This window comes from Streptomyces sp. H51 (assembly GCF_035656535.1).
Lineage (GTDB): Bacteria > Actinomycetota > Actinomycetes > Streptomycetales > Streptomycetaceae > Streptomyces.
This window is the reverse complement of the sequence record NZ_JAYMHD010000053.1, coordinates 84,896-98,279: the sequence shown is the minus strand read 5'-3', so window position 1 is coordinate 98,279 and position 13,384 is coordinate 84,896. Positions and strand designations below refer to the sequence as shown.

Genomic DNA, 13,384 nt, shown 5'->3' with positions numbered 1-13,384 from the left:
ATCTCGCCGGAAATCGCCCCCATCGGCGTTGGCCTGAGAGAAGGAAGAAGGTGGGCGGAACATGGCCGCCACCCAGAGGATCGCCGCGGGCGCCGTGATCGCCGCGGCCTGTGCCGCATCGCTCGCCGGTTGCGCGACCGGCTCCCACGTTCCCAGGGCGGGCGCCCCCGGACCGCAGAATGCCAAGCCCGCTGCTCAGAACACCGATCCCGCCGCGCAGAACACCGATCCCGCCGCGCAGAGCGCCAAGCCCGCCGCGCGGAACACCGGACCCGCCCCGGCCCCCGCGCCCAGGAGTGCCGTCCGTCTGATCGGCGACGGCTCCACCGCATACACCGGAACGCAGCCGCACCTGCCCCGGCCCGAGCGGCTCAAGCCCGGTCAGAAGCCCCCGCAGTTCGTGGTCTTCTCCTGGGACGGGGCGGGCGAGGACAGCCAGAAGCTGTTCTCCCGCTTCCGCGCGGTGGCCAAGGCGAACCACGCGACGATGACGTACTTCCTCAGCGGCGTCTACATGCTGCCCGACGACAAGCGTGACCTGTACCGGCCGCCGCACCACTCGCCGGGCCGCTCCGACATCGGCTTCAACGACACCAAGGGCATCGCCGACACCGTCGAGCAGCTGCGCCTGGCGTGGCTGGAGGGCAACGAGATCGGCACCCACTTCAACGGCCACTTCTGCGGCAAGGACGGCGGGGGCGGCGAGTGGTCGGTGGAGGACTGGAAGAGTGAGATCGCGCAGGCCAAGCAGTTCGTGAAGTCCTGGAAGACCAACGCCGGCCTGAAGAACGCGGCCCCGCTGCCCTTCGACTACGACAAGGAACTCGTCGGCGCCCGCACCCCCTGCCTCGAAGGTCAGCAGAACTTCATGAAGGCCGCCCGCGAGCTGGGCTTCCGCTACGACACCAGCGGCGTCAACACACAGCTCTGGCCGGAGAAGAAGGAAGGTCTGTGGGACCTGTCGATGCAGCTGGTGCCCGTCCCCGGACACTCCTACGAGCAGCTCACCATGGACTACAACTTCATGGTCAACCAGTCCGGCACGCGGACCCAGGGCAACCCCGCCAAGTACCGCTTCTGGGGCGACCAGATGCGTGACGGCCTGCTCAAGGGCTTCAACCGGGCCTACCGCGGCAACCGGGCGCCCTTGATCCTCGGCAACCACTTCGAGTCCTGGAACGGCGGCACCTACATGCGTGCCGTCGAGCAGGTCGTCGAGACCGTCTGCAACAAGCCCGACGTGCGCTGCGTGTCCTTCCGGCAGCTGGCCGACTGGCTGGACGCCCAGGACCCGCGGACCCTGGAGGCGCTGCGCTCCCTGCAAGTGGGCCAGGCCCCTGCGCAGGGCTGGGCGTCCTTCCCGCCGGGCCGCCGCGCGCCGGCGCCGAAGGGCGTGCCCGGCGCGTCGGCGGCCGGACGGTAGCCGGCGCCGCCGTCACACGGAAGCGGTGATCCCCTCACCCAGCACGAACCCGGGGTCGACCTGCGCCGCCAGGTCGGCCCCGGTGCGCGCGTTGCCCCACGACGACGCGTTCTTCAGGTGGAAGTGCACCATCTGGTGCGTGTAGCGCTCCCAGTCGCGCAGCTCGTACGTCGCGTCGGCGGCGGTCTGAAGCGTGCGCAGGGCCTGCCGGTCGGCGTCCCCCAGGAACTCGAACCGGGGCGGGCGGCCCTTCTCCATGGCGCGCACCCAGTCCGAGTGCCCGACGGTCACCAGCAGGTCGTCCCCCGCCTCGGCGCGCAGGAAGTCGAGGTCGTCCGGGCCCTGCACCTTGTTGCCGACGACCTTCAGCGCGACGCCGAAGTCGCGGGCGTACTCCTTGTACTGGCGGTAGACGGACACCCCCTTCCGGGTCGGCTCGGCGACGAGGAACGTGATGTCGAAGCGGGTGAACATGCCGGAGGCGAAGGAGTCCGAGCCCGCCGTCATGTCCACCACGACGTACTCGCCCTGCCCGTCCACCAGGTGGTTCAGGCACAGCTCCACCGCCCCCGTCTTGGAGTGGTAGCAGGCGACTCCGAGGTCGGCGTCGGTGAAGGGGCCCGTGACCATCAGGCGGACGGCACCGTCGTCCAGCTCCACCGGCCGCGCGCAGGCGTCGTACACCGGGTTGTCCTCGCACACCCGCAGCAGCCGGGAGCCTTCGCCGGGCGGGGTCGTCTTGATCATCGTCTCGGTGGAGGTGATGCGCGGGTTGGAGCCGCGCAGGTAGTCCTTGATCAGCGGCAGCCGGTCGCCCATCGCGGGCAGCGCCGCTGCCTCCGCCTCGTCCAGACCGAGCGCGGCGCCCAGGTGCTGGTTGATGTCGGCGTCGATGGCGAGGACCGGCGCACCGGTCGTCGCGAGGTGGCGGATGAAGAGGGAGGACAGGGTCGTCTTGCCGCTGCCGCCCTTTCCGACGAAAGCAATTTTCATGTTCACGAAGCGTAGTCAAATAGTGACGCAAAGTGCGGGACGGACGTGAAGAAGACCACTCCATCGTGGGGTCCGCCACCGGGGTGCGTAGGGTCGTACCCATGAGTACGACAGGCGCGACCGCCGACCCGCTCGCATCCCTGGGCTCGTTGCCCGGAGTGGCCGATTCCGTGGAGTCCGTGCGCAAGGCAGTGGACCGGGTCTACGGGCACCGGATCATGCGGCGCCGCAGCAACGAGATCACCTCCGAGGCGGCGCTGCGCGGCGCCCGCGGTTCCGCGGCGCTGTCCGGAGCCGACTGGGCCCTCGAAGAGGTGCGCCGCCGCACCGACTTCAGCACCGACGACGAGGCGCGCGTCATGGGGGCCGCCCTGCGGCTGACCGCGGAGGCCGGCCAACTGCTGTCGATCTGGCGGCAGTCACCTCTCAGAGTGCTGGCCCGGCTGCACCTGGTGGCCTCCGCCGGCCACGGGGACGAGGTCGGACGGCCGCGGCGGGACGGTGAGCCGGTCCATGAGCCGCTCGTCGAACTGCCGCTGCCGAGTGCCGCCGAGGTGAACGGTCGGCTGGAAGGCCTGTCCGAACTGATCATCGCCGGAAGCTCCGCCCCGGCCCTGGTCACGGCCGCTGTCGTGCACGGCGAACTCCTCGCGCTGCGCCCCTTCGTCTCCCACAACGGCCTCGTCGCGCGCACGGCCGAGCGCATCGTCCTGGTGGGCAGCGGCCTGGACCCGAAATCCGTCTGCCCCGCCGAGGTCGGCCACGCCGAACTGGGCGGCGAGGCGTATCTGCGGGCGCTCGAGGGGTACGTTTCCGGCACCCCGGAGGGCGTGGCCGCCTGGATCGCCCACTGCGGCAGGGCGGTGGGGCTCGGCGCGCGCGAGTCGACGGCCGTGTGCGAGGCGTTGCAGCGCGGCGCGGCGTAAACGCCGCACGAGAAGGCGCGAGACAGCGCGAGACACCACGAGAAAGCGCGAGAAGGTACTAGAAGGCACCAGAAGGCGCGACGGGCACGAGCGGTGCGTTGCGAGGAACATACGAGAAGAAGGGCCCTCCGCGGGGAGGGCCGGTACAGAGGTGCGGCGGTACGAGTTCTCGCACCGCCGCTGGCACGCGCACCGAGTTACCAAGCGTCCTCGATATCTCGCCCATCAGGTCGGGGACTTGGCCCGTCACCTGGTGCGGCTGGCCCGTAATCGACGGGTCGACGTCGCGTGGGTGCTCGGTGAGCATGCTCGGTCCGTGGGGCCGTATGCGTGAAGACGATCCTTTCGGATGACCTTGGTCTCGCGGGCCGATAAGTCATTTGTACTCCAGCGCCCTGGTAAGCGGAACCCGCTGTTCGCCGTTCTTTCCGGTCGATTCGGTCGGCAGCTCAGGCAGACCGGGCAGGTCAGGCGGACCAGGCGGACCAGGCACCTCGGGCAGACCGGAATCTCAGGCCGGTGTCGCCCGGCGCCGGCTCGCGTACCAGACGAGGCCCGCCGTGGCCGCCGCGGCGCCTATGGCCGCCGCCGCGACCAGTGCCGGACGGGGCGGGACGGACAGCCCGGGAAGGCGCTGCTTGAGCCGGACCGGGCGATGGAAGTCGAGAATCGGCCACCCTTGTGCCAGTGCCTCCCGCCGCAGCGCCCGGTCAGGGTTCACGGCGTGCGGGTGGCCGACGGCCCGCAGCATCGGCAGGTCGGTCGCGGAATCGCTGTAGGCGTAGCAGCGGGTCAGGTCGTATCCCTCGGACTCGGCCAGCTCCTTGATGGCCTCGGCCTTCGTCGGGCCGTACGCGTAGTACTCCACCTCGCCGGTGAAGCAGCCGTCCTCGCCCACGACCATGCGGGTCGCCACCACGCGGTCCGCGCCGAGCAGTTCACCGATCGGCTCCACCACCTCCGCGCCCGAGGTGGACACGATCACGACATCGCGGCCGGCCGTGTGATGCTCCTCGATGAGGGAGGCGGCCTCGTCGTAGATGATCGGGTCGATCAGGTCGTGCAGGGTTTCGGCGACGATCTCCTTGACCTGCTGGACGTTCCAGCCACGGCACAGCGCGGACAGGTACTCGCGCATGCGCTCCATCTGGTCGTGATCGGCGCCCCCGGCGAGGAAGACGAACTGGGCGTACGCGGTACGCAAGGCGGCCCTGCGGTTGATCAGCCCGCCTTGATAGAAGGACTTGCTGAAGGTGAGCGTGCTCGACTTCGCAATGACCGTCTTGTCCAGGTCAAAGAAGGCCGCTGTGCGGGGCAAGGAGTGGTTTTCCACAACCCTGAGCATAGGCGCAGCCCATTCGGCGTAAGGTGGGGCGCGTGGGTTTGCCTGAGAAGGCTCTCGGGTACACCATGGAAGTCACGGATCGTTCGCGACCGTGCTAACCCGGTCCGACTCCTCCCCCCCCCGAGTCGGCCGTGGGGACGACCCCCGCTCTCCCCCCCGGCGGGGGTCGTCGCATGTCCGGACGGGTTTTTCCTCTCTCCTCGCGCTCGGGTGAGCGCTCCGAGGCGGCTGCGGCCGCCTCGTTCGCATGCCCGTGATTCGTCACTTTGCGTAGTCGTCGGGGTGCTCTGCGGAAGTCGCGCAAGCGCTGGTACGGACCGCACCGACGGGTGACGGCGATATTCACAATCACTGGGTTGTCCACAGTTTTCGACCAAGATCCGCAAGGTTTTCGGGATCGCTGCACCGTGATTCCCACACGTCCCGATCGCGCCGAGTTCGTGACCGGATCCGGTTTGTCGGGCGGGTTCGACCGGTCCGCAGGGGCCGTTCACGGCGGAGGCGCCCGACGGTTCTCCGCACGTTCGGGAACCGCGTGGCCGCTCGGGTCGCGCGAGACACAGCCAAGGGGGACGACAGCATGGCAGGAGCCGTCACACGACAACCACCGTCCGCCGCCTCGGGGCGGCAGGCCGGACCGCTGATCGTCACTGAGGACGTCGACCTGCTCGACGACCTGCTGCGCCTGTGCGCCGCGGCCGGGGCGACGCCCGAGGTCCACCACTCCGTACCGGAACGCGCGGGCAGTTGGGAGGCCGCTCCGCTCGTCCTGGTCGGCGACGACGCCGCGCGGCGCGTGCGCGGGGCCGTGCGCAGACGCGGAGTGGTGCTGGTCGGCCGGGACCAGGACGACCCCGGGGTCTGGCGCCGGGCGGTCGAGATCGGGGCCGACCACGTCCTGGTGCTGCCCGACGGCGAGCAGTGGCTGGTCGACCGCATCGCCGACGTCGCCGAGGGCGTCGGCAGGCCCGCCCTCACCGTGGGCGTCATCGGCGGCCGCGGCGGGGCCGGTGCGTCCACGCTCGCGTGCGCCCTCGCCGTCACCTCCGCGCGTGAGGGACTGCGCACACTCCTCGTGGACGCCGATCCGCTGGGCGGCGGACTCGACGTGCTGCTCGGCGGTGAGAGCGCCGAGGGCCTGCGCTGGCCCGCCTTCGCCGCCTCGCGCGGCAGGGTCGGCGGCGGCGCCCTGGAGGAGTCGCTGCCGCGGCTGCACTCGCTGCGGGTGCTCAGCTGGGACCGCGGTGACTGCGTCGCCGTCCCGCCGCAGGCCGTGCGCGCGGTGCTCGCCGCTGCCCGGCGCCGCGGCGGCACGGTCGTCGTCGACCTGCCCCGCCGCGTCGACGACGGGGTCGCCGAGGCTCTCGCCCAGATCGATCTCGGGCTCCTGGTGGTCCCCGGCGAACTGCGCGCCCTCGCCGCGGCCGGACGGGTGGCCTCCGCCGTCGGCATGGTCCTGCGCGACCTGCGTGTCGCGGTGCGAGGGCCGTACGTCCCCGGGATCGACGACCGAGAGGTGGCCCGTCTGCTCGGGTTGCCGCTGGCCGGCGAGGTGCCCGTCGAGCCGGGACTGATGCGGCCGGGCGAGGGCCAGCCGCCGCCCGCCGCGGGCGGCCGGGGACCGCTGGCGCGCTTCTGCAAGGGGTTCTGGGAGCGGGCACTGCTGGAGGCGGGACCGGCATGAACGTCGACCACGGTCTGGAAAGGGGCACCTTCCCGGCCACGGGCGGGTCCGGCACGCCGGGCGCCCGCGGGTACACGCCGACGGGTGCATCGCCGGCCGCGGGCGGGTCCGGTATGCCGGGCGCCCGCGGGTACACGCCGACGGGAGCTTCCCCGGCCGTCGGCGGGGCCGGGCGGGACGTGCCAGCCGTGCTCCTGGACGGGGTGCGGCAGTGGCTGGCCGAGAGCGGGGCGGAACCCACACCCGCACGGGTTGCGCAGGCGCTGCGGGAGCAGGGGCGGGTGCTGGGCGACGCCGAAGTCCTCGGCGCCGCGGTGCGGCTGCGGTCCGAGCTGGTGGGCAGCGGGCCGCTGGAACCGCTGCTCGCCGACGGGTCGGTGACCGACGTCCTGGTGTCGGCCCCGGACCGGGTGTGGGTCGACCGCGGTGGCGGACTGGAGCTGACCGGGATCTCCTTCCCGGACGCGGCCGCCGTACGGCGCCTCGCGCAGCGGCTGGCCGCGGTGGCCGGACGCCGGCTCGACGACGCACGGCCGTGGGTTGACGCCCGGCTGCCCGACGGGACCCGGCTCCACGCGGTGCTGCCCCCGGTGGCGGTGGGCTGCACCTGTCTGTCGCTGCGGGTGGTACGACCGCGCGCGTTCACGCTCGACGAACTCGTCGCGGCGGGCACCGTGCCACCGGGCGGGGACCGCGTGCTGCGGGCCCTGATGGCGGCCCGGCTGTCCTTCCTCGTCAGCGGCGGCACGGGCAGCGGCAAGACCACGCTGCTCAGCGCGCTGCTGGGGCTGGTCGGAGCCGGTGAGCGGATCGTGCTGGCCGAGGACTCGGCCGAGCTGAGACCGGATCACCCGCACGTCGTCCGGCTGGAGACCAGACCCGCGAACCAGGAGGGCGCGGGTCTCGTCACCCTCGAGGACCTGGTGCGGCAGGCGCTGCGCATGCGGCCGGACCGGCTGGTCGTGGGCGAGGTGCGCGGACCCGAGGTGGTGCATCTGCTGGCCGCGCTGAACACCGGCCACGAAGGCGGGTGCGGGACGGTGCACGCCAACGCGGCCGCCGACGTGCCCGCCCGGCTGGAGGCGCTGGGTACGGCGGCCGGGCTCGACCGGGCCGCGCTGCACAGCCAGTTGGCGGCCGCGCTGTCGGTCGTCCTGCACCTGGTGCGCGACCGGACCGGACAGCGGCGGATCGCCGAGGTGCACGTGCTGGAACGGGATCCGTCCGGACTGGTGCGCACGGTGCCGGCGCTGCGGTGGGGCGCGGAGGTGTTCGCCTGCGAGCCGGGGTGGGCGCGGCTGCGGGGGCTGCTCGGCGGTGAGTTGTCGGAGGTCGGCGGAGGAGGGATGTCATGCGGTTCTTCACGGGGGACGTGATGGGTCAGGTGGCGGCGGGAGTCGCCGTGGTCTGTGCCGGGGCCGCCGCGCTGCTGCCGGGCGGGTGGCCCGCGGGGGCCCGGCGGGCGCGGGCGCTGCTGGCGGGCGGTGGGGTGGTGGGGGCCGGGCCGCCCGCCTGGCGCCGGGTGGCCGAGGAACTGCGGCGGGTCCGGAGGCGGCTGGGGACCGAGTGGTGGGCGCCGGTCGCCGGGCTGGTGCCGGCCGTGCTGGGGGCCTCGGTGCTGCCGGTCGTCGCCGGGGCGGCCGCCGTGCCGGTGCTGCGGCGGCTGCGGCTGGCGCGGCGGGCCCGGTGGGTGCGGGAGCGCCGCGGGGAGGCGGTGATCGCGCTGTGCGGGGCGCTGGCCGGTGAGGTGCGGGCGGGACGGCAACCGGGGGAGGCGTTGCTGCACGCGGCGCGCGACTCCGGTGGGCTCGGGGACGGGCAGGCGGCGGTCCTGGCGGCGGCACGGTTCGGCGGGGACGTGCCGGGTGCCCTCACGGCGGCGGCACGGCAGCCGGGGGCCGAGGGGTTGCTGGGTCTGGCCGCGTGCTGGCGGGTGGCGGTGGACCGGGGTGCGGGCCTCGCCGCCGGACTCGACCGACTGGAAGGCGCCCTGCGCGCCGAGCGTGACCAGCGTGCGGACCTGCGGGCGCAGTTGGCCGGTGCGCGGGCCACGGCGGTGATGCTCGCCGGGCTTCCGGTCCTGGGCCTCGCGCTGGGCACCGTCCTCGACGCCGACCCGCTGCGCGTGCTGTTGCACACCGGCGCCGGGCTGGGGTGCCTGCTCATCGGCGGGTCGCTGGAGGGGCTGGGGCTGTGGTGGGCGATGCGGATCGTGCGGGGAGCGGAGGCGGGGTGAGCGGGAGCCGGAAGGGCGGGCTTCTGCCGGAGGCCGGGGCGGCGGGTGCGAGCGCGGGTGCGGGTTGCGGGGTTGGCCGGGAAAGGGGTCGGTGTGGGTCCGGAAGTTGTCCACAGGTTGGGGGTGACGCTGGGGGCGGTGCTCGCCCTCGGGTGGCTCGTGCGGTGGCTGGAGAGCGGGCGGCGGAAACGGAGGGTGCGGCGGCGGTCGGCCGCGCTCATGGCCGGAGCCGGGGTGAGGACGGCCGCGGCGCGCTGGGACGGCCGGGATCTCGCGCGGCGGTGGCTTCCCGTGACGGGGGCGGCGTGCGTCGGCTGGGTGCTGGTGGGCGGTGTCGCCGGGGTCGTCGTGGGGTCGCTCGCCGGCGGCGGGCTGTGGTGGTGGCGCCGTCGGCAGGCCGCGACCGCGGACGCCACGCAGGCGGGCGACCTGGCTGAGGCCGCACGTCAACTCCCGCTGGCCGCCGATCTGCTGGCCGCCTGCAGCGCGGCGGGCGCCGGGCCGGTGGCAGCGGCGCAGGCTGTCGGTGAGGCCCTGGGCGGGCCGGTGGGGGAGGCGCTTGCGAGGGGCGCCGCGGAGGCGCGGCTCGGGGGCGAGCCGGCCGAGGCCTGGCGGCGGCTGGGTTCGCTGCCGGCCGCCGGTTCTCTGGCCCGGCTGCTGGAACGGGCCGACGTGTCCGGACTGCCCGCCGCCGGGCCGGTCGCGCGGCTCGCCGAGGAGGCACGCGCCGACTGGACGCGCGCCGCGACGGCGCGGGCCCGGCGGGCGGCCGTCATGGTCACCGTGCCGGTGGGCCTGTGCTTCCTGCCGGCGTTCATCGCGGTCGGAGTGGTCCCCGTGGTGATCGGCCTCGCCGGCGGGGCGCTGGGAGGGGGCGGCCGATGACGGACGACTGAACCGGCGACGAGCGACGGACGGCCGACAGAACTGATCCTTACTGAATCCTCTACGGGGGTCGAGATGTACAAGACGCACAAAACACACAAGAAGACGTACAAGGCGGTACGGGCGCGAGTGCGTGCCCTGATGTGCGGGCTCCGCGCGGTGCGCGGGGACGCGGGGATGGTCACCTCGGAGTATGCGATGGGCATCGTCGCGGCGGTGGCGTTCGCGGTGGTCCTCTACAAGGTGGTGACCAGCGGGGCCGTCAGCGCGGAACTGCAGGGCATCGTGAAGCGGGCCCTCGATGCGCGGATGTGAGGAGGAGACCGACCGGGGGTTCGTGACGGCGGAGTCGGCCATGGTGCTGCCCGTGCTGGTGCTGTTCACGACGGCGCTGGTGTGGGGCCTGATGGTGGTGGCCGCACAGATCCGGTGCGTGGACGCCGCCCGGACGGGCGCCCGCGCGGCGGCCCGCCAGGATCCGCCCGACGCGGTCACCGCCGTGACCCGTGAGGCGGCGCCGCGCGGCGCGAAGATCACCGTCGGCAGGGAGGGCGGCAGGGTCCGCGTGGTCGTCGAGGCGAAGCCGCCGGCGTTGCGCGGCCTGCCGTTCGAGCTGCGAGAGGAAGCCGTGGCGCTGGCGGAGGAGTCGGGCCCGGGGACGGAGGCGGGAACGGCGGAGGGAGCGGTGGCGGAGACGCCCCCAGGAGTGGCGGCGGGGATGACCGAGGGGGCGGAGGCGGGGACGACAGAGGGGGCGATGACGGGGACGACCGAGGGGACGGTCGTCGGGTCGGCCAGGGGGACGGCGGAGGCGCCCCTGGATACGGCCGGGGGGAAAGCGGAGACGTCCTCGGAGACGGTCGGGGAGACGGCCGGGGAGACGGTGGTGGAGCCGTGACCGGTGGGCGAGGAGGGCCGTGGCGGGCCCTGCTCCGGGGCGGTGACCGAGGGTCCGCCAGTGTCTGGAGCGTCGGTGCGATCGGCGTCCTCTGCGTGGTGTTCGGCGTCGTGCTCGCGCTGGGGCAGGCCGTCGTGGTCCGGCACCGTGCGGCCGGCGGCGCCGATCTGTCGGCCCTCGCGGCGGCGGACCACTGGTCCCGCGGTACCGCGGCGGCCTGCGCCCGGGCCTCCCTGGTGGCCCGGGCCCAGGGGACACGGCTGGTGCGGTGCGTGATCGTCGGCGAGACGTCGGACGTGACGGCGGCGGCGGGCCGGGGGCCGTTCGAGGCGGAGGTCAGGGCGCGGGCGGGGCCTGCGGGCCCGGTACCGCCTGGGCCCGCGCCGGGGGATCAGGCCGCCGCGGTGCTGCCTCCCCGCCCGTGTCCTCGCCCGTCTCCCCGCCCGTGTCTTCGCCGGTCTCCTCCCCGTCCGCCTCGCGCGGAGCACCCCGCAGCAGCACCGTGAGCAGCCGCACCGCCCCTCTCTTGTGCAGCGGGTCGTTGCCGTTGCCGCACTTGGGGGACTGGATGCAGGACGGGCAGCCGGCCTCGCACTCGCAGGAGGCGATGGCCTGGCGGGTGGCGGTGAGCCAGGCGCGGGCGGTGTGGAAGGCGCGCTCCGCGAAGCCCGCGCCGCCGGGGTGGCCGTCGTAGACGAAGACCGTGGGCAGGAGCGTGTCGGGGTGCAGCGGGATCGACACGCCGCCGATGTCCCAGCGGTCGCAGGTCGCGAAGAGCGGCAGCATGCCGATCGACGCGTGCTCGGCGGCGTGCAGGGCGCCGCCGAGGATCTCCGGGCCGACACGGGCGGCGTCCAACTGGTCCTCGGTGACCGTCCACCACACCGCGCGGGTGCGCAGCGTACGAGGAGGGAGGTCGAGCTTCGTCTCACCCAGCACTTCACCGGTGATCAGACGTCTGCGCAGGAAGGAGACGACCTGATTGGTGACCTCGACGGAGCCGTAGCACAGACGCCCGTCGCCCCAGGGGACCTCGATCTCGGTCTCCAGCACGGAGACGGACGTAGTGTCGCGGGCCACCGTCGCGTACGACGGGCTCGCCTGCTCGACCAGGGCGACGGAGTCCTCCAGGTCGAGGGAGCGGACGAGATACGTGCGGCCCTGGTGGAGGTGGACCGCGCCCTCGTGCACCGTGGTGTGCGCGGCGCCGGCGTCGACCGTGCCGAGCAGCCGGCCCGTCCCCGCCTCGACGACCTGGACCGGGCGGCCGCCTCCGCCGCGGATGTCGGTGAGGTCGGCGGCCCGTTCCCGGCGCGTCCAGTGCCAGGCCTTAGTCCGGCGGCGCAGCAGCTTCGCGGCCTCCAGCTGGGGGAGCAGTTCCTCGCAGGAGGGGCCGAACAGCTCCAGGTCCTCGTCCGTCAGCGGAACCTCCGCGGCGGCCGCGCACAGGTGCGGGGCGAGCACGTACGGGTTGTCCGGGTCGAGGACCGTGGACTCCACCGGCTGGTCGAACAGCGCCTCGGGGTGGTGGACGAGGAAGGTGTCCAGCGGGTCGTCGCGGGCCACCAGGACGGCCAGCGCCCCCTGACCGGCCCGCCCCGCCCGGCCCGCCTGCTGCCACAGCGAGGCGCGCGTGCCCGGATACCCGGCGATCAGTACGGCGTCCAGGCCCGAGACGTCGATGCCGAGTTCCAGGGCGGTCGTGGCGGCGAGGCCGAGGAGTTCGCCGGACTGCAGTGCCTGTTCCAGGGCGCGCCGCTCCTCGGGGAGGTAGCCGCCGCGGTACGCCGCCACACGCCGGGCGAGTGAGCGGTCGACCTCGGCGAGCCGCTCCTGGGCGATCACCGAGATCAGCTCGGCGCCGCGCCGGGAGCGGACGAAGGCCACCGATCGCACGCCCTGCACGGTGAGGTCGGTGAGCAGGTCCGCGGTCTCGGCGGTCGCGGTGCGGCGGACGGGGGCGCCCTTCTCGCCCCGCAGGTCGGTCAGCGGCGGCTCCCAGAGGGCGAACACCAGTTCGCCGCGTGGGGAGGCGTCGTCGGCGACCTCGACCACCGGCAGCCCGGTCAGGCGGCGGGCGGCCACCGAGGGCTCCGCGGCGGTGGCGGAGGCCAGCAGGAACACGGGCGAGGCGCCGTAGCGCGCGCACAGGCGGCGCAGCCGGCGCAGCACCTGGGCGACGTGCGAGCCGAAGACGCCGCGGTAGGTGTGGCACTCGTCGACGACGACGTACTTCAGCGCCTTCAGGAAGGAGGACCAGCGGGCGTGGGAGGGCAGGACGCCCCGGTGCAGCATGTCGGGGTTGGTCAGCACGTAGTTGGCGTACTGGCGGACCCACTCGCGTTCCTCGAACGGCGTGTCGCCGTCGTACACGGCGGGACGCACCGCGCTGCCCAGTGAATGGGAAAGTTTTTTCACCGACCGGCACTGATCCGCCGCGAGCGCCTTCGTCGGAGCCAGGTACAGCGCGGTCGCGCCGCGGCCGTTCGGCGCCTCGGAGCCGTCCAGCAGGGCCGACATCACCGGGACCAGGTACGCCAGGGACTTGCCGGACGCCGTGCCGGTGGCGACGACCACCGAGTCGCCGTCCAGGGCGTGCTCGGCGGCCTGTGCCTGATGGGCCCAGGGGTGCTCGATACCGCAGTCCCGCAGCACCGCGATGACCTCGGCACGGATCCGGTCGGGCCAGACGGCATGGCGGCCCTCACGCGGGGGCAAGTGCTCCGTATGAGTGATGCGCGAAGCCCGGTTCGGTCCGGACGCGAGCCGGTCCAGGACGGTGCCCGGCGCGAGCCGGGAGGCGGGCGCCGTGGGGATTCGATCGGATCGATGATTCTCGGCCATCGGCATCGAGTGTGTCACCGGCGTGACGGACAATGGGACCAAGGCGTCGTGCACGCCTGCCGGTAAGTGATTGAATGCCATCGCGGCTGGCGAACCGTCCTGGGGGCTCCGCCGAGGTGTCCCGAGGGGCGACCGCTCGATAGCAAGGTG

Annotated in this window: 10 protein-coding genes and 2 pseudogenes; 9 read left to right on the top strand and 3 right to left on the bottom strand. The window is 73.6% G+C overall.

Annotated elements, in window-relative coordinates; translation table 11 throughout:
• Positions 1-61 precede the first annotated feature (61 nt).
• On the top strand, positions 62-1,423 hold the full coding sequence (locus VKA29_RS19195) for a hypothetical protein (protein ID WP_324787093.1): 1,362 nt from the start codon (positions 62-64) through the stop codon (positions 1,421-1,423).
• Positions 1,424-1,435: 12 nt separating this feature from the next.
• On the opposite strand, the gene VKA29_RS19190 is transcribed toward VKA29_RS19195, so the two are convergent.
• Positions 1,436-2,416, bottom strand: coding sequence for an ATP-binding protein (locus VKA29_RS19190; RefSeq protein ID WP_324787092.1), 981 nt, complete (start codon positions 2,414-2,416; stop codon positions 1,436-1,438).
• Between the two features lie 101 nt (positions 2,417-2,517).
• Here VKA29_RS19190 and VKA29_RS19185 point away from each other — a divergent pair, with 101 nt between their 5' ends.
• Complete coding sequence (locus VKA29_RS19185) at positions 2,518-3,342, top strand: oxidoreductase (protein ID WP_324787091.1); 825 nt, start codon at positions 2,518-2,520, stop codon at positions 3,340-3,342.
• Between the two features lie 511 nt (positions 3,343-3,853).
• Here the strand turns inward: VKA29_RS19185 and VKA29_RS19180 are convergent.
• Positions 3,854-4,687, bottom strand: coding sequence for an HAD family hydrolase (locus VKA29_RS19180; protein WP_324787090.1), 834 nt, complete (start codon positions 4,685-4,687; stop codon positions 3,854-3,856).
• Positions 4,688-5,267: 580 nt separating this feature from the next.
• Here VKA29_RS19180 and ssd point away from each other — a divergent pair.
• From ssd to VKA29_RS19145, 7 genes and pseudogenes are all read left to right on the top strand, one after another.
• Positions 5,268-6,371, top strand: a complete 1,104-nt coding sequence (gene ssd, locus VKA29_RS19175; RefSeq protein WP_324787089.1) for a septum site-determining protein Ssd — start codon at positions 5,268-5,270, stop codon at positions 6,369-6,371.
• Positions 6,372-6,484: 113 nt separating this feature from the next.
• Entirely contained in the window at positions 6,485-7,747 is a 1,263-nt protein-coding gene (locus VKA29_RS19170; protein ID WP_324787119.1) for a TadA family conjugal transfer-associated ATPase, read from the top strand.
• Positions 7,723-8,607 carry a type II secretion system F family protein gene (locus tag VKA29_RS19165; RefSeq protein WP_324787088.1) on the top strand — a complete coding sequence of 295 codons (885 nt, stop codon included), beginning with the start codon at positions 7,723-7,725 and terminating at the stop codon, positions 8,605-8,607. The genes VKA29_RS19170 and VKA29_RS19165 overlap by 25 nt, the downstream gene beginning before the upstream one ends.
• 93 nt (positions 8,608-8,700) lie before the next feature.
• A complete protein-coding gene (locus VKA29_RS19160; RefSeq protein WP_324787087.1) occupies positions 8,701-9,492 on the top strand; it encodes a type II secretion system F family protein in 792 nt (263 codons plus the stop codon).
• 75 nt (positions 9,493-9,567) lie between these two features.
• Positions 9,568-9,807, top strand: a complete 240-nt coding sequence (locus tag VKA29_RS19155; protein ID WP_324787086.1) for a DUF4244 domain-containing protein — start codon at positions 9,568-9,570, stop codon at positions 9,805-9,807.
• A pseudogene (locus tag VKA29_RS19150) lies at positions 9,794-10,153 on the top strand (TadE family type IV pilus minor pilin); the annotation flags it as partial. The gene VKA29_RS19155 and the pseudogene VKA29_RS19150, both read left to right, overlap by 14 nt.
• 233 nt (positions 10,154-10,386) lie before the next feature.
• Positions 10,387-10,803: pseudogene (locus VKA29_RS19145) on the top strand (Rv3654c family TadE-like protein); the annotation flags it as partial.
• Here the strand turns inward: VKA29_RS19145 and VKA29_RS19140 are convergent.
• A complete protein-coding gene (locus VKA29_RS19140; protein ID WP_324787085.1) occupies positions 10,727-13,315 on the bottom strand; it encodes a DEAD/DEAH box helicase in 2,589 nt (862 codons plus the stop codon). The pseudogene VKA29_RS19145 and the gene VKA29_RS19140 sit on opposite strands and share 77 nt — an antisense overlap.
• Between the last annotated feature and the right edge of the window lie 69 nt (positions 13,316-13,384).